Origin of the sequence: Pseudomonas mandelii, from assembly GCF_006438925.1 — a bacterium.
GTDB classification, from domain to species: domain Bacteria; phylum Pseudomonadota; class Gammaproteobacteria; order Pseudomonadales; family Pseudomonadaceae; genus Aquipseudomonas; species Aquipseudomonas mandelii_C.
In genome coordinates, this window is sequence record NZ_RCZA01000015.1 from 1 (window position 1) to 21,285 (window position 21,285).

Annotated in this window: 13 protein-coding genes; 2 read left to right on the forward strand and 11 right to left on the reverse strand. The window is 59.8% G+C overall.

The window, feature by feature from the left end; genetic code table 11:
• The coding region (locus tag EAH74_RS28245; RefSeq protein ID WP_140683069.1) for an NEL-type E3 ubiquitin ligase domain-containing protein at positions 1-4,299 on the forward strand (4,299 nt) is incomplete at its 5' end.
• 87 nt (positions 4,300-4,386) lie between these two features.
• Entirely contained in the window at positions 4,387-10,443 is a 6,057-nt protein-coding gene (locus EAH74_RS28250; RefSeq protein WP_140683072.1) for an NEL-type E3 ubiquitin ligase domain-containing protein, read from the forward strand.
• A gap of 74 nt (positions 10,444-10,517) precedes the next feature.
• Here the strand turns inward: EAH74_RS28250 and ureC are convergent, their stop codons facing one another.
• From ureC to urtA, 11 genes are all read right to left on the reverse strand, one after another.
• Positions 10,518-12,218: an urease subunit alpha gene (gene ureC / locus EAH74_RS28255; protein ID WP_140683074.1), complete on the reverse strand. Its 1,701-nt coding sequence runs from the start codon at positions 12,216-12,218 to the stop codon at positions 10,518-10,520.
• A gap of 154 nt (positions 12,219-12,372) precedes the next feature.
• Positions 12,373-12,681, reverse strand: a complete 309-nt coding sequence (locus EAH74_RS28260; RefSeq protein WP_140683077.1) for an urease subunit beta — start codon at positions 12,679-12,681, stop codon at positions 12,373-12,375.
• Positions 12,681-13,214 (reverse strand): GNAT family N-acetyltransferase, encoded by a 534-nt coding sequence (locus EAH74_RS28265; RefSeq protein ID WP_123367602.1) that lies wholly within the window; start codon positions 13,212-13,214, stop codon positions 12,681-12,683. Before EAH74_RS28265 ends, EAH74_RS28260 begins: the two co-directional genes overlap by 1 nt.
• Positions 13,215-13,220: 6 nt before the next feature.
• Positions 13,221-13,754, reverse strand: coding sequence for a GNAT family N-acetyltransferase (locus EAH74_RS28270; RefSeq protein WP_140683080.1), 534 nt, complete (start codon positions 13,752-13,754; stop codon positions 13,221-13,223).
• Positions 13,755-13,763: 9 nt separating this feature from the next.
• Positions 13,764-14,066 (reverse strand): urease subunit gamma, encoded by a 303-nt coding sequence (ureA, locus tag EAH74_RS28275; RefSeq protein ID WP_123367600.1) that lies wholly within the window; start codon positions 14,064-14,066, stop codon positions 13,764-13,766.
• Between the two features lie 246 nt (positions 14,067-14,312).
• Positions 14,313-15,152 (reverse strand): urease accessory protein UreD, encoded by an 840-nt coding sequence (locus tag EAH74_RS28280; RefSeq protein ID WP_140683083.1) that lies wholly within the window; start codon positions 15,150-15,152, stop codon positions 14,313-14,315.
• A 30-nt stretch (positions 15,153-15,182) separates the two neighbouring features.
• The gene (gene urtE, locus EAH74_RS28285) at positions 15,183-15,881 is read right to left on the reverse strand and encodes an urea ABC transporter ATP-binding subunit UrtE (RefSeq protein ID WP_140683085.1); all 699 of its coding nucleotides are present in this window, start codon (positions 15,879-15,881) and stop codon (positions 15,183-15,185) included.
• Positions 15,882-16,034: 153 nt separating this feature from the next.
• The gene (urtD, locus tag EAH74_RS28290) at positions 16,035-16,907 is read right to left on the reverse strand and encodes an urea ABC transporter ATP-binding protein UrtD (protein ID WP_033055610.1); all 873 of its coding nucleotides are present in this window, start codon (positions 16,905-16,907) and stop codon (positions 16,035-16,037) included.
• Positions 16,904-17,983, reverse strand: coding sequence for an urea ABC transporter permease subunit UrtC (gene urtC / locus EAH74_RS28295; protein ID WP_140683088.1), 1,080 nt, complete (start codon positions 17,981-17,983; stop codon positions 16,904-16,906). Before urtC ends, urtD begins: the two co-directional genes overlap by 4 nt.
• Positions 17,983-19,485 carry an urea ABC transporter permease subunit UrtB gene (gene urtB, locus EAH74_RS28300; protein ID WP_140683091.1) on the reverse strand — a complete coding sequence of 501 codons (1,503 nt, stop codon included), beginning with the start codon at positions 19,483-19,485 and terminating at the stop codon, positions 17,983-17,985. Before urtB ends, urtC begins: the two co-directional genes overlap by 1 nt.
• A 235-nt stretch (positions 19,486-19,720) precedes the next feature.
• Positions 19,721-20,986 carry an urea ABC transporter substrate-binding protein gene (gene urtA / locus EAH74_RS28305; protein ID WP_033055613.1) on the reverse strand — a complete coding sequence of 422 codons (1,266 nt, stop codon included), beginning with the start codon at positions 20,984-20,986 and terminating at the stop codon, positions 19,721-19,723.
• Positions 20,987-21,285: the final 299 nt, after the last annotated feature.

The following is a 21,285-nucleotide window of genomic DNA, read 5'->3' on the forward strand; positions in this document are numbered from 1 at the left end:
CTGCTGCAGGCGTTTTTCGCCAATGGCCCCAGCGGAGCCAGCGAAGAGATGCTGCGCCAGCAGGACATCTACCAGCAAAGCCGCTTGAGCGGCCCGGTGATTGCCTATGTGCCGGACGATCCGCTGCACCCGTTGAAAGAGTACGCCTCGCTGACGGACTTCATGAAAGCGCTGATCAGCCAACTGCGCGAGCCGGACTATCAGGCGTTCTTCAGCCGCTTCGTGGCACAGAAGGACAAGGGCCGGTTCTTTGCCCGGGTCAGGGAGCGTCTGAGCCGGATCACCTGGCAGCAGCGCGAACCGCTGGACATGGGGCCCTGGTGGCGAGAAACCGCGGTCGAGAACCCCAATGCCGAGCCGATCACCAACCGGCTGTCGGGTGAGCTGTGGCCACAGCTCTATCGCCTCAAGCGCGACAAGGCGATCAGCGACGCGCGGGCGATTGCCGTTCCGACCGATGACGAAGACGCCGCCACCCGCTGGAAGCGCCTGACCAGCTATCTGGACATCGGCTGGAACGTGTTCAACTTTGCCGCGATGCTGGTGCCGGGGCTGGGCGAAGCCATGCTGGCGCTGATGGTGGCGCAGATGGCCGCCGAGCTGCTGGAAGGTATCGAAGACTGGAGCAAGGGCGACCGGGACGAAGCGTCGGCGCACATCAACGGGGTCTTGATCAACTTTGCGCAACTGGCCTTGATGGCTGCCGGGCACGTATTGCCCCAGGGCGCCCGGGTGCCGGTAACACCCAGTCCGCTGATCGACAGCCTCAAACCGGTGGAGCTGCCCACTGGCAAGACCCGCCTGTGGAAACCGGACCTGACCCCTTACGAACACCCGGTAACGCTGCCGGCCGAGGCCAAACCCAATGACCTGGGGCTGTATCGACACAACGATCAACAGTGGCTGCGCCTGGAACAAAAGAATTATCAGGTGCGCCAGGACCCGGTGACGGGTGAGCATCGCCTGCAGCATCCGACCCGGCCAAGCGCCTACCAGCCGAGGGTTGAGCACAACGATGCAGGCGCCTGGAAAGCTGAAACCGAGCAACCACTGACCTGGGACGCGACTCGCCTGATGCATCGCCTGGACAGCTCGTTGGAGCATTACTCGGCATCTACCCTGGCAAAAATCCAGCAGGTGAGCGGCGTTGAGGAAGGGCTGTTGCGCCGGCTGCATGTTGAGCATGAAACTCCGCCGGCGCTGTTGCGCGACACGCTCACGCGCTTCAATACCTACGCCGATGCGCAACGCTATGCCGAGCAAATCCTGTCGAACCAGGTGCCGGAGGAGATGGCCGGTTTTCTGCCGGCGACTCTGGTCGAACTGCCGCGCTGGCCGGAGTCCCGGGCCCTGGAGGTGTTTGAAGGCGATGATCGCACCGGGGCGTCCTTCAAACATGGCAACGCCATGGCCGCTGAGCCACAGACCATCAAAATCAGCCGCTCGGAGTTGGTGGCCGGGAAACTGCCTGAGCGGGTGATTGAATCCCTGAATCCGACCGAGCTGCGTGAAATGCTTGGCGCACAGGTCGCCAATGACACGCCTTCACGGATCGACGCGTTGCGCAGCCGATTGGCCATGCAGGCGCGTAAACAACAAAAGCGTCTGTTCGACTCTCTGTATAAAAGCCGCGATGTGTCCGAAAGCGGTCAGGTGCGGATGCTGGTGAATGATTACCCACAGTTGCCAGGCAAGGTTGCGCAAGAGTTGCTGGACAGCGCCGAGCCCGCAGACCTGCAACACCTGGCAGAGAAACAGCGCCTGCCGCTGAGTTTGCGCCAACAGGCACGTCAGGCGCAGGAGCGTGTGCGCTTGAACCGTGCGTACGAGGGGCTTTACCTCGATGAACTGGAAAATGCCGACACCCGCCGGCTCGAACTGGCCACGCTGGCCAGCCTGCCCGGGTGGTCGACGGACGTGCGGATCGAAATTCGTCATTTGGGATTTTCCGGGGATCTGCTCGGCAGCGTGGGGGCGGCGGATGCGCCGATCCGTAAAGTGCTGGTGCTGGACGAGGACGGTCTTTACCAGGCACGTGACGCCGATGACCAGCACCTGCATGGTACCGACGATCTCTACGCCTCGGTGTTGCATGCCTTGCCCGACACGCAGCGCAACGCTCTGGGCTATGAAGTTCACGAAGGTGTACAGCTCAAGGATGCGGTTCGGCGTTCACCGCTCAGCCACGAGCGAATGGAACCGATCCTGCTTGAGCAGCCGATCCGTAAACCGGTGTACGACCCAAAAACCATGCGTTTGCGCGGCGGGATGCTGGGGTATTTTCGTGAACTCGCTGACAGGCGTTGGGGGAAAAGTTCGCAGGCGCGGGTAAGAAGGCTTTATCCCGCTTTCACCGAGGAAGAGTCCGCTGCGTTGCTGGAGCGTTTCAGCCGGGAAGGGATGCCGGTCGACATGCAACTCCAAGAGCTTGAACTTGAATTCGAACGGTTGAATTCAACGTTGACGCGATGGGTGAACTCGCCGACCCGAGATTTCCGGTTGAGCCCGAGCGGCATTGGGGAGTGGAATGCGAGGAATCAGTTCGCCCGAAAGATCAGGCAGTGCTGGCAACGCACGGGTCCAAAACAGATCAACTCAATCGGCAATGTGCTTGGGGAGAAACTGGACCTGAGCAACTTTCCGCTGAACCTGCATTTTTCAAGAATGCCGGTGCTGGAGGGCAATTTCGACCATGTCACGTACCTGAAAATGCGCAACGCCGGTATGTCCGATGCCGAACACTCCTTTCTTCAGCCGTTTCGCAAGGTGCGTGCCCTGGACCTTGCCGACAATAAACTGACAACTTTGCCGCGACACATCGACGGGATGCCGCATCTCAATTTCCTCGACCTCTCGGGCAACCGGATTGTGCTTGCGCCCGCCGATGTTGGAATACTTAGCCGCCGCACGCAGATGCAAACCCTGGGTCTGGCTGGCAATCCGTTGGGTCTGCTGCCGAACATCAGTCGCATGCCCGATCTGCATACGCTGCTCCTGCACCAGACCGGAGCGACTACCTGGCCACCGGGGTTGTTCGACCTTCCGCGCCCCCGGCATATCTATCTGGACCTGCAGCGCAATCCGCTCACACACATACCCGAAGTCACGCCAGGTTCAGCTGATGCGGAGTTGCTGGCGCGTACATTGCTCAGCCGCCAACCGCCCTGGATGTCACCCGAAAACCTGGAGCTGCTCAAAGACTACATCAGGTCAACGGGGTTGGACCCTGACCGCCCTTATCCCCCTAGAGGTGTGCGCGACACCGTGGAATGGAGCCAAGGTGTGACCTTTGACGAGTGGGTGCAGAAGCAAATGCTCTGGGATGAGCTTGAAGATGAGTTCAACTCGATCGGTTTCTTCGATGAGATCAGGCGCCTGACACAATCGGCGGACTTTACCGCGGGTGGCGCCTATCGAACCGATTTGACGGCCAAGGTGTGGCGAATGGTCGAGATGATGGCCAGGGACGCTGAGCTGCGCACGAAGTTTTTTACCGAAGCCGCGATGCGCACCCACTGCGTGGATGCCGCGACCCAGCTATTCAACGTTCTGGGGGTTGAAGTGCTGGTCCAGGAAGCCCTCGAACTGGGCAACGCCAGTTTGATCGAAGCGCAGCTGATCGAGTTGGCCAGGGGTAAGACTCGCCTGGATGAAATCGAGCGAATCGCCCGTCGTCATATCATCGACCGCGAGGCCGCGGGCGAACGCTTTCGACGCATCGACGCCGAAGGCAACGTCACCGGAAGCATTGACGAGGTCGAGGTTCATCTGGCGTTCATGACGGAACTGGCAGAACGGCTCGACCTGCCCTGGCAGGCGCGCGGCATGTTGTTTCGCCGGATTGCAGGCGTGACCAGCGAAATGATCGAGGGTGCCTACCAGCGGGTTTTAGGGTTGGAGGAGGGCGATCTGCTGCGTGATTCGATTGTCGAACAGCCATTCTGGCGGACCTATGTGCAGCGTTCGAATCGAGCACGCTTCAAAGCGATCGATCGTAAAACGGTCGCGACCACCGAGTTTAAAGTGGCCCTGGATGAACGGGCCTCCCGCACCGATCTGGCACCGGACGAGCGAGAGAAATTGAAGGAGGAAATCAGGGTGCTAGCCGCCGAGCTCGGCAAACCTGAAAGTGCCTATGCTCCGGGTCAAGTCATGACTGATGAAGCGTTTGCCACAGAACTTGAACTGATCAGGAATGAGCGTGAAACCTTGCTCAAGGAACTGACGCAGCAAGCCATGAATCGGGCAAAAGTGCCAAGGGCTGAACCTGTTCCCTTTACGGTAACCACGGATAGTTGACCACTCGTTTTTTGCCTCGATGCGAAGGCATGATCCTTCGCATCGAGGTTGCAGAAATCGTTGAAAAAAACATTAAGGAAAAATGAGATGACCACGTTGCAAGGAAGCAACGACGCCCTTCGATCGGGCTCGTTAAATACTGAAGAACACGGCCCTAATACCGAGTTTATAAAAGATGCCATCCCGGACTGGCTGATCGGGGCCACGCCTGCAAGGCGCGAGGCCTTTCGACAAGCCCCCACGCAGATTCCGGACTGGTACAAAAACGCCACGGTCGAGCAGCGCCAAGAGATAAAGCGCTTGACCGAGGCGAGCATCAAGTCGCAGACCGCTCTCGATAAAGTCATGGCCAGGGTGCAGGACATCAAGGCCTTTGCCCAGCCGTTGTTGGCCAAGGCGTTGTACGAGCGATGCAACGTGACACTGGATGTCAATACAACCTTTTTGCGGTTGATGAAGCCTCTGACCGTCGGGTCATTGCATGTAAAAGTCAGCGCCTTCCCGGTCCTGACGCTGTCGCTGCTGGACGCGGCCCTTCACAACTTTGAAGCGTTTGAAAACGACAGAGGGGCATTCGACGACTCGTCAGGATTCGTGACTGAACCGGATGAGCATGGAAACACCGAAACGATCACAACCACGTTGACCACCCAAAATTTTATTGCGGTGTGCCGCACGCTGGATATCGGTCAAAAATATCAGGACTCTCTCAAGTCTTTCCTGCTGTCTGGCGAACCCGTTACCGAAGCCTATCTATCGCTCAAATTTATCGCGTGTCAGAAGGATGCATTGAAAGCCGCCGCTTACCTGGCATTGGTCAAGAACGATATCGAACCGACTGATTACAACATCATTCTTTCGGCAATTGCCGGCGAAACAAAGGTCATGAATGGCAACACGCCGGTCTGGTTCTGGGAGCCGGTGATTCTGCACAAGACACTCACCGGATGTCTGGCGTTCGTAACGGTCGAAGCACACCGCAGGGACATAAAAGAAGTCATCCTGTACATCCCTCATGACCCCGAACACCCGGTGAAAAAATACAGGGGGATGCAAGCCCCTGATGAGTTGACCCGTCAGCTGCTGGCGACAGGTAAACCGACTGGGGAAGCCACAGCCAGCCCCACCGATTACGCAAGTTTTCTGAGTCAGTTCCTTGACTACAAGGATCGTCCGTATTTTTTCAATCGCCTCACGAAGGAAGTCGCCGATGCACCTTCGGACCCATTGGCCCTCTTTCGTTCGCCGATCACCGGTGGATTCATATCGATAACCGGTGGAGCGCTGGGCGCGAGTCTGACGCCGAACGAGCTACCACCGGCAAAGCCGGCGCCACGTGTGCCCGTCACTGAGCTGAATATACGTCTGGCCTACCGCAACAGAGAGGGGTATTGGGCCGAAAACGCTGACCTGTGGGCGCAACTCTATCAACGTTCGCGGGACAAGATTATCTCGGATGCCCGCAGCCACGCGGTTCCGACCTCTGATGCCGATGCCAAGAGCCGCGCCGACAGGATCGCCCATCTGCTGGAAGGCGCGATGGCTGCCCTCAATCTGGTGTCGATGTTTGTACCGGTGCTGGGGGAAGTCATGCTGGTGGTCATGGCGGGTCAACTGATGTACGAAACGCTTGAGGGCTCCATCGAGTGGAGCGAAGGCGATCGGGAAGCCGCTTGGGCGCATTTGAGTGACGTGGCCGAGAACCTCGCGCTGATGGGTGTGATGGCTGTGGGCGGGCGGGTTCTCAAGGGCGTGAAGGCTTCGCCCTTTGTCGACAGTCTGAAACCGGTTCAATTGCCTTCGGGCGAAACCCGCCTGTGGAAACCGGATCCGACACCCTACGAGGCGAGTGTCTATCTGCCGGAAGATTCGCTGCACAACGAGTCGGGTTTGCACCAGGTCGGCGGTCAGGAGGTTCTGCCCCTGGGCAATCAGCTTTATGTGGTGAAAGAGAACCCGGCCACGGGTGAATACCGTATCCAGCATCCGAGACGGCCTGATGCTTATCATCCCCTTGTCGAGCACAACGGTGACGGTGCCTGGGTTCATGAAGGAGAAGAGCCGTTGAGCTGGGAAGGCCCGACGCTGATGCGCAGGCTGGGCTATCGTTCGGACGCGTTTACCGACGCTCAGCTGGAACAGGTTCGGATCGCCAGTGGCATCGAACAGGACCAGTTGCGCCGGGTGCATGTCGAACAGGAGCCACCCTCAGCGCTGTTGACGGACACGCTCACGCGTTTTCGGATCGATCGGGACATTGAAACCTTCAGCCGGCAGATCGGCAGCGATGATCCGAGTGTTTACGCAAGGGCAGATATACGCCTGCAATTTCAGGTCATGGACAGTCAAGAACTGATACCGGGGCGCCCGCCCGTGCGGGTCATGGACAGTCAGGCGAACATTCTCTGGGAGGACCCGCCAGGCAGCGGCTCGTTCGCACGCAAACTCGTCATGGTGTTGAGTGAGCAAGAAATGGCGCGGGGCCAGATGCTCCCGTCACTGCTGGAAATGCTCGAGGCGCAAGGTGTCGATCTTGCACAGGCTCCGGGGGAGCCGGGAACATCACTGGACCTGCGGGCCACGGCACTGCGCAAGGAAATCGCCCGTGGTGCGCAACGTAGAAAAGCCACGCTGTTCGAATCGCTCTACCGAAAGCAGGACGTCAGGGTGGATGCTTACGGGCGGCGGATAAAGGCTTTTTTCCCGAGGTTGCCGGGGGCGGTCGTCAATCAGATTATCGAGGGCGCGACCACGCAAGAGCTGACTGGACTCGACCAACCCGGGCCTTTGCCCCAGCGGATTTATGAGCAAGCTCGCTGGTGCCGGCAAGAGTTGCGCGTGGCACGGGCCTATGAAGGGTTCTATCTCGATGCTTCTTCCAATCTGGATGGCCAGCGACTGGCCCTGCGTAGCCTGGCAAACCTTCCAGGCTGGCCGAAGGATGTGCGCTTCGAGCTGCGTGAGTACTGGGCGAAGGGGCGATTGATTGACGCGGTCGGTGCGCCGGATGCACCGGTGCGCAAGGTACTGGTATCTGGTGAAAACGGTCTGTATGGAGCGGATGCTTCTGAAGGTCTTTATTCGGCGGTGCTGCAGGCCTTGTCGGAAGATCAACGCCTGGCGCTCGGGTTCACCGAACAGGCGGCCGAAAGCCTGAAGCAGGCCGTGCAACGAACGCCATTGTCGCGAGAGGCGCTCAGGGATGTTCTTCTGGAGCATCGTGAACTGCGACCTGCCGTTGATCCGGACAACAAATTGCTCGGCGGCGCCGGCTATTCCTTGCCAAGCGCGCAGGAGGTCGCAAGTTTTTTTAAAACCAGCCGGGCACGGGCCCGCAAGCTGTTCCCCGGTTTCCAGGACGCCGATGTCGAGACGTTTCTCCAGTCGCTGGGGCCTGATCCTCGCCGTTCATTGACCCGGCTGGAAGCCGAATATGCAACCTTGAAACGCGAATTGAAGGCCTGGGTCTTTGAGCATCGTTCGCCAGGCGTGGGGATCAGGGGAACAGCGGAGTCATACGTGGCCAGCGGGATCAAGCGCTGCTGGCGCCGGGAGACGGGGTCCACGCTGAAAATCAATCCTTGGGTAGAGCTGCCGACGTTGAGTGTGAATTTTGATCATGTCGAGGAACTGACATTCATGTCGACGGGCCTCAAGGCACGGACCGACGGGTTCCTCAAGGGCTTCAAGAATCTCAAGCGATTGACCATCAATCGCGCAGCGGACGGTCTCACTCAGCTGCCCGACAGCATCGGCCAGATGAAGAGGCTGACCCATCTGGATCTGAACAGGCAATCGATCGTGCTGACCGAGCAGAGTGCCAACCTGCTCGGAGGGATGAGCAACCTTGAAGTGCTGAAGCTCAGTGGCAACCCGCTTGGCAGGTTGCCGGATTTCAGCGCCATGCCCCGGTTGCAGGAGGTGCGCCTGGAAAGAACGGGAATCGACCAGTGGCCTGTGGGTTTGCGTGATCAAACCGGTCTGCGCACCATCGATCTGCGTAACAACCGATTACGCGAGGCGCCGGCCGCCTTGCTTAATCCGGCCGCGGAGCAGCTTGAAGCAGTCGCGAGGGCCAATCGGGTGACGCTGCTCGAAGGCAATCCGTTTACCCGACAAAACGCGCTGCAACTCTGGGATTATCGTCAACGTCTGATGCAGACGCGTCCTGATTTACTGGAGGGAGGGCTGGAAGGGGCGTTCGAAGTGAATACGCCGTTGCACCAGCGGTATCGCGCTGTTTATCCGGATGCTACCTATGGGCAGGTCGAAGACTACTTCAACGGGTTGGGCACCGAGGAGCGAATCAAAGCGGAGGTGGATCGGCTGGGGGTGGCGCTTCGCAGGCTGAACAGCCAGTTGTCCGAGTGGGCGTACACGGGGGAAGAGCCCCAGCAATATGTGTATGTGAGAAACCGGGCAAACCTGGGTCTCAGGCAAGATCGCTATTTAGCCGCCGAGCGTATTCGCAGCTGCTGGCAGAGGCGCACTGCGCAACTGCTCGCCTATGACGGCACGCCGATCGGCTTTGAACTTGATCTCAGTAGACTGAGGTTGCCGAACTTGCCGGAGCTCGACGCCGATTTCAGCCATGTCGGATCACTCAAACTGAGCAACATGGGGCTGACCGTCACGCCAGAGGCTTTTTTGCGGCGTAACAGTGGTGTGCGCTGGCTCGATCTGTCGGGTAACCAGCTGACAGAGTTACCCCGGGCACTGAATGAAATGAATGGCTTGACCCGGTTGTTCTTGCAGGGCAACCGGATTCGGCTGACGCCGGAGACCGCTCGGATACTGGCAGAACGAACCACACTCAGAGCCTTGAGTCTGTACGGCAATCCGTTGGGTATGGCGCCTGACTTCAGTCGTCTTACGGATATGCGTAGCGTAACGTTGGGGGCCACCGGTATTGATACCTGGCCAGTCGGGTTGGCCGAGCAGCCTGCGCTCGATGGCATTGATTTGAGCGACAACCGGATTGTGACGATTCCGGACAGTGTCATCGCGCCGTCCTCCGAGCACCTGGAGCAGTCGGCACGCATCAATAATGTCACTTACATTCAGGGTAATCCGCTTTCCGAGGCGACTCAGCGGCAGTTGGTCGAATACTGGAGCCGACTTGAACGCGAGCGCCCCGACCTGTACCTGGAACGCAGGCAAGATACGGGCGCCCGGGCGTTCGAATATCGAGCGCCTGCCCCGAGGGGGGCGGTTGTCCCTTTGGCGGCTGAAGCAGAGGCGGCTCTCGGACGTTGGACCCTGGACATGTCTACCGAGCTGGTGGCGACCAGAAGAACTCAATGGCGTACGTTGTCCGCTCAACAGGAATCAGCGGGGTTCTTCTCGGTACTCGCTGATCTCCAAGAGGCCGGTGCCGGTCACGAGGATCTCCAGCAGCGGGTATGGGAGGTTATCGACAGCATCACGCAGCCCAACCCCGAGTCCGAACAGCTGCGCGAGGCGATGTTCGAATGGGCGGGAAGGCCGGCCTGCTGTGATCGTGCTGCCTTGTCGTTCAGTAATCTGGAAATCATGGCCATGGTCTACAAGGCCCGGACGTTGGCCCAGGACGGGCAGCAAGGCGCGGCCCTGCTGAAGTTGTCCAGAGGCTTGTTTCGTCTGGACAAGGTCGAGAAGATCGCACTTTCCGATATCGAGCGACGCACAGCAGCAATCAATGCCACGCCTGGGTGGTCGTCGGCTCAGAAAGCACGGAACATTGAGCTTCTGGAAGAGGTTGAGATAAAGCTGGCCTACCGCTTCGGCCTGAAGGACCGGCTCGGTCTGCCAGGGCAGCCGCAACGTGTGCGGTTTACCAGCCTGGGCCACGTTACGCCGCAGATGCTTGATCGCGCACAAACTCAAGTACTGGCCCTGGACAACTCACCTGAAGAGCTCCAGGCACTGGTTGAACGCGATTTCTGGAAAAGTTATCTGGCGAACAAGTACAAGTCGCAATTCGAAACGCAGCAAACACCCTACCAGACACAACAGGCCAGCCTGTACGAAGCACTGGAGTCGGGAGAACTTTCGCAGGCTTCATATAGAGAGCAATCCGCCGACCTGGATGCCCAGTTGCAAATCGAGGAGGCAGCACTGGTCGAGACGCTGACCCGTCAAGAGCTGGCTGATAACCCGTTCTGACGAATCGGTGATACATCAATAAACCCTGAATGCGTGTTGGCGCACTCAGGGTTTTTTCCCTTGTGGGTTGAACTTCAGAACAGGAAATAGCGCTGCGCCATCGGCAGCACATCCGCCGGCTCACACCACAGCAACACACCGTCGGCCTTGACCTGATAGGTCTGTGGGTCGACATCGATGTTCGGCAAGTAGTCGTTGTGGATCAGGTCGGTTTTCTGCACCTCGCGGCAGCCTTTGACCACGGCGATTTTCTTCTTCAATCCCAGCGCTTCGGGCAATCCGGCGTCTTGTGCCGCCTGGCTGATGAAGGTCAGGCTGGTGGCGTGCAATGAGCCGCCAAAGCTTGCGAACATCGGGCGGTAGTGCACCGGTTGCGGTGTTGGAATCGAAGCGTTGGCATCACCCATCAGGCTGGCCGCAATGGCACCGCCTTTTAGAATCAACGTCGGTTTGACTCCGAAAAACGCCGGACGCCAGAGCACAAGATCCGCCCATTTACCCACTTCCACCGAGCCCACTTCGTGGCTGATACCGTGGGTGATCGCGGGGTTGATGGTGTACTTGGCGATGTAGCGTTTGGCGCGGAAATTGTCGTTGCCTTCGCCGTCACCGGGTAGCGGGCCGCGCTGTTTTTTCATCTTGTCGGCGGTCTGCCAGGTACGGGTGATCACTTCGCCAACGCGGCCCATGGCCTGGCTGTCGGAGCTGATCATCGAGAATGCGCCGAGGTCGTGGAGGATGTCTTCGGCGGCGATGGTTTCACGACGGATGCGGCTTTCGGCGAAGGCCACGTCTTCGGCAATGCTTGGGTCCAGGTGATGGCAGACCATCAGCATGTCGAGGTGTTCGTCGATGGTGTTGCGGGTGAACGGCCGGGTCGGGTTGGTCGAGCTCGGCAGCACGTTGGCAAAGCCGCAGGCCTTGATGATGTCCGGGGCATGACCGCCGCCCGCACCTTCGGTGTGGTAGGTGTGGATAGTGCGGCCCTTGAAGGCGGCGAGGGTGGTTTCGACGAAGCCCGATTCGTTGAGCGTGTCGGTGTGGATCGCCACTTGTACATCGTACTGGTCGGCGACGTTCAGGCAGTTGTCGATGCTCGCCGGGGTAGTGCCCCAGTCTTCGTGCAACTTCAGGCCGATGGCCCCGGCCTTGACCTGCTCGATCAACGGCTCCGGCAGGCTGGCGTTGCCCTTGCCGGTGAAGCCAATGTTCATTGGGAACGCATCGGCGGCCTGGAGCATGCGCGCCAGGTGCCACGGGCCGGACGTGCATGTGGTCGCGTTGGTGCCCGTGGCCGGGCCGGTGCCGCCGCCGATCATGGTGGTGACGCCGCTCATCAATGCTTCTTCGATCTGCTGCGGGCAGATGAAATGGATGTGCGTGTCGATGCCGCCCGCGGTGAGGATCATGCCTTCACCGGCGATGACTTCGGTGCTGGCGCCGACTGCGATGGTGACGTTCGGCTGGATGTCCGGGTTGCCAGCCTTGCCGATGGCGGCGATGCGCCCGTCCTTGAGGCCGACGTCGGCTTTGACGATGCCCCAGTGGTCGATGATCAGCGCGTTGGTGATCAGCGTATCGACGACCTCGGCGGCGAGCAATTGGCTTTGACCCTGGCCGTCGCGGATGACTTTGCCGCCGCCGAATTTCACTTCTTCGCCGTAGGTGGTGAAGTCTTTCTCGACCTCGATCCACAGCTCGGTGTCGGCCAGACGGACCTTGTCACCGACGGTGGGGCCGAACATGTCGGCGTAGGCTTGTCTTGAGATTTTCATGCGCTTGCCTTGAGATTCAATTGGATTTGAGACCGCTCGCATAGCTCGCTATCGCAGCCTCGCTCCGCTCGACAGCTCCTACAGGGGATCGCGTTTTTCCTGTAGGAGCTGTCGAGCGGAGCGAGGCTGCGATCTTTTGGGAGCGCCGCATCTTTCAGTCGAGGTCACCCATGATCCGCCCGGCAAACCCGAACACCCGGCGATTCCCGGCCAGGTCTACCAACTCGACCTCGCGGCTCTGTCCCGGCTCGAAGCGCACGGCGGTCCCGGCGGGGATGTTCAGGCGCATGCCGCGGCTGGCGGCGCGGTCGAACGTCAGCGCATCGTTGGTTTCGAAGAAGTGGTAGTGCGAGCCGACCTGGATTGGGCGGTCGCCGCTGTTGGCCACCTTCAGGCTGAGGGTGCGGCGGCCAACGTTGAGTTCGATGTCACCGGGCTGGATCTGGTATTCGCCAGGAATCATCAATGGGCTCCTTGGAGAATCTTGTAGTAGAGGGCGGTCGGTTTGTACTGGCCGCTCGGGTCGCAGGCGTAGTCGGGAATTTGACCAGCCTTGGTGTAACCCAGGGCTTTGTAGAAGTCTTCGGCGGGGGACCCGGCCTCGGTGTCGAGGTAGAGCATGCCGCGCTTGTGCTGAAGGGCGGCTTGTTCCAAAGCACTCATCAACTGTTGGCCCAGACCGCGGCGACGCGCGTGTTCACGTACCAACAGTTTTTGCACTTCAGCGCGGTTCAGGCCATTAGCTTTCTGGCACAGGGTCAACTGCACGCTGGCCTGTACCTGTTCGTCCTTGACCACCACCCACAGCAGCACGTTGCCCTTGTTCAGGTTGTCCTGAACATCATCGAAATAGGCACGAGCCTGGGTCGCGTCCAGATTGGCCATGAATCCGACGCTGGCGCCATAGCCGACGGCGTCGAGCAGCAGATCAATCAAACCCTGACGATAGTGCGCAAAGCTTTCAACATTGACGCGGCGCAGTTGGGCTGCGTTCATGGCAAATTACTCCTTGTTGGCGGTCGGCGGTTCCGCGCCAGGATTGAGGGTCAGTTGCATGAAGGTCAGGTCCAGCCAGCGACCGAACTTGGTGCCCACCTGGGGCATCTGGCCGGTTGTCACGAAACCGGCTCGTTCATGCAGGCGAATAGAAGAGGCGTTACCGCTCTCGATGGCGGCGACCATCACATGTTTGTCGCAGCCTTTGGCGCGCTCGATCAACGCGGTCATCAATTGCGGGCCGAGACCATTGCCACGCTGGTCGCTGCGCACATAAACCGAGTGCTCGACGGTGTGGCGGAACCCGTCGAACGGCCGCCAGTCACCGAATGAAGCGTAGCCCAGTACCGTGTTGTCGCCGTCGACGATCACCAGAATCGGGTAGCCCTGGGATTGCCGGGCGCTGAACCAGGCCTGGCGGTTACCCAAATCCACGGCCTGTTCGTTCCAGATGGCCGTGGTGTTGAGCACGGCGTCGTTGTAGATGTCGCGGATCGCCGGCAAGTCGGCATGCGCTGCATCGCGGATGTGGTAAGTCATGGCGCGGCCTCAGGCGATCGGTTGGTGGACGGTGACCAGTTTGGTGCCGTCGGGAAAGGTCGCTTCAACCTGGATCTCCGGAATCATTTCCGGGATGCCTTCCATCACTTGTTCGCGGCTGAGCAGGGTGGTGCCGAAGTGCATCAGCTCGGCCACAGTCTGGCCGTCGCGCGCGCCTTCGAGCAGCGCTGCGCAAATGTAGGCCATGGCTTCCGGGTAGTTGAGTTTCACGCCGCGCGCCAAACGCCGCTCGGCCACGAGGCCGGCGGTGAAGATCAGCAGCTTGTCTTTTTCGCGTGGGGTCAGGTCCATCGTTTGGAATCCATCTGGGCAGTTTTGTGAGGTTCTTGCGGTGTGTGGGTGTCAATGAAAACCACCCCTCACCCTAGCCCTCTCCCCAGAGGGGAGAGGGGACTGATCTCGAGTGTTTTTAATGGCCAAGATCAGTCAGCAATATTCTTTGAGCCTGTTCAATTTTTTAAGCACAACTCGGTCAGGCGCCCTCTCCCCTCTGGGGCGGTCCGACGTTTCGGGAGGGCGGCGGGTGAGGGGTGGCTCTCAAGTACTCCAAATCCTCGGCGGCAAAGCCTCGCGCCCCAATAGCGCCGGGCGCAGCAGTTGCCACAAATCAATCAACCAACCCCGCGCCAACAGCGCTTCACTGGCCAGGCAGCGTGCGACTAAAAGCCCCGGCAACTGGGTCAGATCCCCCCGTACGTCATTGGGCAGCGAACGGCATTTCTCCAGTAAGTCGCTATCGATGTCGCCGGTCACCAACAGCGTCGCAAACACCGGTTGCCCATCCAGCCCAATAGGTGAATCAAGCAAACCATCGCCTCCGACAATGCGCTGGCGTTCATGCCAGAGCAACTGGCCGTCGCGACGGATGTCCAGCTGCGCCTGAAAATGCCCGAGGTCGAAACGCTCGCCACTGGCTGGCCGGCCCAGCGCCACCACGTCCCAGTAAAACAACCGGGCATCGCCTTCCAGATCAATCGAAGTGCCGAGCTCCGCCTGGGCGTCGCTGAAGATAATGGTTTCCTGGGGCAGCCATTCCAGTGTCGCGCCGGCGGCTACTTTCAAGTCGAGCTTCTGATAAGCGGGCCCCGCCGCGCGATACCACTTGGCCGCGCCGGGGCTGGTGATTTGCGCCCAGGCATCAGGGCCGACACTGGCCGAGATATCCAGCCGGTCACCACCGGCAATCCCGCCCGGCGGGTGCACGATGATGTGCTGGCAAACCTCCGGCCCTTCGGCATACAGATGCTTCTGCACCCGCAGCGGGCCTTTGTGCCGGCGCTGAACCGGGCGCGTACTGTCGCCGAATCGGGCGTAGCCGAGTTCCAGCTCGGCGTGCCAGCTCGGGGTAAACAGGGCAGTGGGAATAGGTAAGTTCATGGTTTCTAATTATCGTCAGGACGCTGCAGATTAGATCGTAACCAGACCGCGTACACCCTCGGCTTCCATATTTTCTCCGCGACCCTGTTGCACGATTTCGCCCCGGGACATCACCAGATACTGATCGGCCAGTTCGGCGGCGAAATCGTAGAACTGCTCCACCAGCAAAATCGCCATATCACCACGGGCCGCAAGCTTCTTGATCACTGCGCCGATTTCCTTGATCACCGATGGCTGGATGCCTTCGGTGGGCTCGTCGAGAATCAGCAGGCGTGGACGGCTGGCCAACGCTCGGCCGATCGCCAATTGCTGCTGTTGGCCACCGGACAAGTCGCCGCCGCGGCGTTGCTTCATCTGCAGCAGCACCGGAAACAGCTCGTAGATGAACGCCGGGACCTCCTTGGCTTCAGCACCGGGAAATCGCGACAGGCCCATCAACAGGTTTTCTTCCACGGTCAGCCGGCCGAAAATCTCCCGCCCCTGAGGCACGTAAGCGATCCCGGCGTGAACCCGCTGGTGTGGCTTGAACGCGGTGATCGTTTTGCCTTCCCAGTTCACCGCACCTTCTTTGGCCGGCAACAAACCCATCAGGCACTTGAGCAGGGTGGTCTTGCCGACGCCGTTACGGCCGAGCAGGCAGGTGACTTCGCCGACCTTCACGTCAAACGTCAGGCCGCGCAGGATGTGGCTACCGCCGTAATACTGGTGCAGCTTGTCGACTTGCAGCATCTTAAATTCCTTCTGTTTCACACAGGCCCGCTCCTGACTTTCTCTTGTAGGAGCTGTCGAGTGAAACGAGGCTGCGATCTTTTTCGATGCCGCTGAAGAAAGATCAAAAGATCGCAGCCTCGTTTCACTCGACAGCTCCTACAGGGAGGGCGGCTAACGACCGAGGTACACCTCGATCACGCGCTCGTTGTCCTGCACCTGTTCCAGCGACCCTTCGGCCAGCACGCTGCCCTGGTGCAACACGGTGACGTGGTCGGCGATGGAGCCGACGAAGCCCATGTCGTGTTCCACCACCATCAGCGAATGCTTGCCAGCCAGGCTCTTGAACAGTTCGGCGGTGAATTCGGTTTCGGCGTCGGTCATGCCCGCCACCGGCTCGTCGAGCAACAAGAGTTGCGGGTCCTGCATCAGCAACATGCCGATTTCCAGAAACTGCTTCTGACCGTGGGACAACAAACCCGCCGGGCGATTGACCGACGTGGTCAGGCGAATGGTGTCCAGCACTTCGCTGATGCGATCTTTCTGTTCGCCACTCAGGCGAGCCCGCAGGCTGGCCCACACCGACTTGTCGGTTTTCTGCGCCAGCTCCAGGTTTTCAAAAACGCTCAAGGCTTCGAACACTGTCGGCTTCTGGAACTTGCGACCGATGCCGGCCTGGGCGATTTGCACTTCGCTCATCTGCGTCAGGTCGAGGGTTTCACCGAACCAGGCCTTGCCGTGACTGGGCCGGGTCTTGCCGGTGATCACGTCCATCAGCGTGGTCTTGCCCGCGCCATTGGGGCCGATGATGCAGCGCAGTTCGCCGACGCCGATGTACAGGTTCAGATCGTTCAGCGCCTTGAAACCATCGAAGCTGACGCTGATGTCTTCCAGGGTCAGGATCGTGCCGTGGCGGGTGTTCAGGCCTTTTCCGGCGGCTTGGCCGAGGCCGATGGCGTCACGGCTGCTGCCGGCGTCCCTGTTGGGTTCCAGTGGCGGAAAAAACGCCGGTTCGAGCATGAATTCAGCCGTCGCGGTTACTCTCATTGTTCACCCCTTTTTTTCAGCAGACCGATCACGCCTTTGGGCAGGTACAGGGTCACGACGATGAACAGCGCGCCGAGGAAGAACAGCCAGTATTCCGGGAAGGCTACGGTAAACCAGCTCTTCATCCCGTTGACCACACCGGCACCGAGCAGCGGGCCGATCAGCGTGCCGCGACCACCCAGCGCTACCCAGACGGCGGCCTCGATGGAGTTGGTCGGCGACATTTCACTCGGGTTAATGATCCCGACTTGCGGCACATACAGCGCGCCGGCCAGGCCGCACAACACTGCGCTCAACACCCAGACGAACAGCTTGAAACCGCGTGGGTCGTAACCGCAGAACATCAGGCGGTTTTCCGCATCCCGCAGGGCGGTCAACACCCGGCCGAACTTGCTTTGCGCCAGCCGCCAGCCGATGAACAGACTTGCCACCAGCAACACCACGGTGGCGAAAAACAGCACGGCACGAGTCCCCGGTTCGGTGATGCCGAAGCCGAGAATGGTGCGGAAATTGGTGAAGCCGTTGTTGCCGCCAAACCCGGTTTCGTTGCGGAAGAACAGGAGCATCCCGGCGAAGGTCAGGGCCTGGGTCATGATCGAGAAATACACGCCCTTGATCCGCGAGCGGAAGGCGAAGAAGCCGAACACCAGCGCCAGCAACCCTGGCGCCAACACCACCAGACACATCGACCAGAGGAAGCTGCTGGTGCCGGTCCAGTACCACGGTAATTCGGTCCACGACAGGAACGTCATGAATGCCGGCAAACCATCACCGGAAGCCTGGCGCATCAGGTACATGCCCATCGCGTAACCGCCGAGGGCGAAGAACAATCCGTGGCCGAGGGATAACAGACCGGCGTATCCCCAGACCAGATCCAGCGCGAGGGCAACGATGGCGTAGCAAAGAATCTTGCCCACCAGCGTCAGCGTGTAAGCCGAGACGTGAAACGCGCTGTCCGGCGACAACAACGACAGCAGCGGCAACGCCAGCAACAGAACGAGGATCACCGCGCCGACAGCGATCGTGATTTTGGGGCCGGCCTTTTGCGTGGCCGTGAGCATCAGTGGCTGGTTCATCAGTCGATCACCCGTCCTTTCAGTGCGAAGAGGCCTTGCGGACGTTTCTGGATGAACAGAATGATCAGCGCGAGGATCAGGATCTTGCCGAGCACGGCACCGATCTGCGGTTCGAGAATTTTGTTGGCGATGCCGAGGCCGAACGCGGCGAGCACACTACCGGCCAATTGGCCGACGCCACCGAGCACCACCACCAGGAACGAGTCGATGATGTAGCTCTGGCCGAGGTCTGGGCCGACGTTACCGATCTGGCTGAGCGCTACGCCACCAAGGCCAGCGATGCCCGAGCCGAGGCCGAAGGCGAGCATGTCGACACGCCCGGTGGGTACGCCGCAGCAAGCGGCCATGTTGCGGTTCTGGGTGACGGCGCGAACGTTCAAACCCAGGCGCGTCTTGTTCAGCAGCAACCAGGTCAGCACCACCACAAACAATGCAAACGCGATGATCACGATGCGGTTGTACGGCAGCACCAGGTTGGGCAGCACTTGAATCCCGCCCGACAACCACGCCGGATTGGCCACTTCGACGTTCTGCGCGCCGAACACCAACCGAACAAGCTGAATCAGCATCAGGCTGATGCCCCACGTGGCGAGCAGGGTTTCCAATGGACGGCCATAGAGGTGGCGAATCACCGTACGTTCCAGCGCCATGCCGATCGCGGCGGTGACAAAAAACGCCACCGGCAAGGCGATCAGCGGGTAGAACTCGATGGCTTGCGGGGCGAAGCGCTGGAACATCAACTGCACGACATACGTCGAGTAAGCGCCGAGCATCAGCATCTCGCCGTGAGCCATGTTGATCACGCCGAGCAGTCCGAAGGTGATCGCCAGACCGAGGGCCGCGAGCAGCAGGATCGAACCCAGCGACATGCCACTGAAGGCTTGGCCGAGGATCTCGCCAATCAGCAGTTTGCGTTTGACCTGAGCGAGGCTGGTTTCGGCAGCGGTGCGTACGCCGGCGTCGGCTTCGACACCGGGTTGCAGCAGGCTTTCGAGGCGGGTGCGAGCCAGTGGGTCGCCGGTTTCACCGAGCAGGCGAACAGCGGCGAGGCGTACGGCCGGGTCGGTGTCCACCAGTTGCAGATTGGCCAGGGTAAGGCTCAAAGCGGCATGGACACTTTCATCTTTTTCGCCAGCCAGTTGCTGGTCGAGAAATTTCAACTGAGCCGGTTTGGCGCTTTTCTGTAATTGTTGCGCAGCGGCCAGACGGGTGTTGGCGTCGGTGGCGAGCAATTGGTGGCTGGCCAGTGCGGTGTCGATCAGACCCCGCAGGCGGTTGTTCAGACGCAGGGTTTTCGGTTGGCCGTCGATGGTCAACTCGCCTTGCTGCAGGGCGTTGATCAGCTCGATACGGGCCGGATCGGGCTGCGCAGCCCAGGCTTCCAGAAGCTTGGCTTGCTGCACGGGATTGGCCACGACGAAGTCTTCGGCGTCGCTGGCGTGGGAGGCCATCGGCAATAGCAGCGCGAGGGCGAGGATGAAGCGGTAAAGGGCAGTGGGCATATGTGGTGATCCTGTTAAATCGACCCCTCACCCCAGCCCTCCCGAAACGTCGGACCGCCCCAGAGGGGAGAGGGGGAAAGGGAGCTGATCTTCATGCTCTTCAAAACCTGAGTTCGACTTGAGATTGCAGGTCGCAGTATTTCGACCAGACGACTCGGTCAGTCCCCTCGCCCCTCTGGGGAGAGGGTTAGGGTGAGGGGGAGGTTTCAAGCCCGCCCCAAACTCCAGATCCGCCTCAGTTGCTCTTCACCGCATAATCCGGCTTCTTGTCGTTACCCGAGATGAACGGGCTCCACGGCTCGGCACGGATCGGCCCTTCGGTCTGCCACACCACGTTGAACTGACCATCTGCCTGAATCTCGCCGATCATCACCGGTTTGTGCAGGTGGTGGTTGGTCTTGTCCATGGTCAGCGTGTAACCCGACGGCGCGGCAAAGGTCTGGCCGGCGAGGGCTTCGCGGACTTTGTCGACGTCGGTGGATTTGGCTTTCTCAGCCGCTTGCGCCCACATGTGGATGCCCACGTAGGTGGCTTCCATCGGGTCGTTGGTCACCGCTTTGTCGGCGCCCGGCAGGTTGTGTTTCTTGGCGTAGGCTTTCCAGTCGGCGACGAATTTCTTGTTCGCCGGGTTCTCGACCGATTCGAAGTAGTTCCATGCCGCGAGGTTGCCCACCAGCGGCTTGGTGTCGATGCCGCGCAATTCTTCTTCGCCGACCGAGAACGCCACGACCGGAACGTCGGTGGCTTTCAGGCCCTGGTTGGCCAGCTCTTTGTAGAACGGCACGTTGGAGTCGCCGTTGACGGTGGAGATGACCGCAGTCTTGCCACCGGCCGAGAATTTTTTGATGTTGGCCACGATGGTTTGGTAATCGCTATGACCGAACGGGGTGTAGACCTCTTCGATGTCCTTGTCCGCCACACCTTTGGAGTGCAGGAACGAGCGCAGGATTTTGTTGGTGGTGCGCGGGTAGACGTAGTCGGTGCCCAACAGGAAATAACGCTTGGCGCTGCCGCCTTCTTCGCTCATCAGGTATTCCACCGCCGGGATCGCTTGCTGGTTCGGCGCGGCGCCGGTGTAGAACACGTTCGGCGACATCTCTTCACCTTCGTATTGCACCGGGTAGAACAGCAGGCCGTTGAGCTCTTCGAACACTGGCAACACCGATTTACGCGACACCGACGTCCAGCAACCGAACACCACGGCGACCTTGTCCTGAGTCAGCAGTTGACGGCCCTTTTCAGCGAACAGCGGCCAGTTCGACGCCGGGTCGACCACCACCGGCTCCAGCATCTTGCCGTTGACGCCACCCTTGGCGTTGATCTCATCGATGGTCATCAGCGCCATGTCTTTGAGCGACGTTTCGGAGATCGCCATGGTGCCGGACAACGAATGCAGAATACCGACCTTGATGGTCTCGGCGGCCTGGAGGCTCCAGGTCATGCCCATCGCGGCAATGCTTGCCGAAAGTGTGAAAGCCTTGATCAAGCTGCGACGCTTCATTGTGCGATCTCCATGAACTTATGAATTTTCTTGATTGGCAGATGCGGACTACTGAAGGGTCTTTAGCAAGGGCTGTGCCTGGTCGGGTTTTGGCAAGGAAATGTCGTGTTAGAGCGGTCGCGCGGGGATGACGGTGCACCAGGAATGAACGCGGAAGATGCGCTGGTGCGCCGGGTTGCGCCACATTGGGGCGAAGACTGTTGCAGGAACTGTGTAGGAGCTGCCGAGTGAAACGAGGCTGCGATCTTTTGACTTTAGTTTTTTAAGATCAAAAGATCGCAGCCTCGTTTCACTCGGCA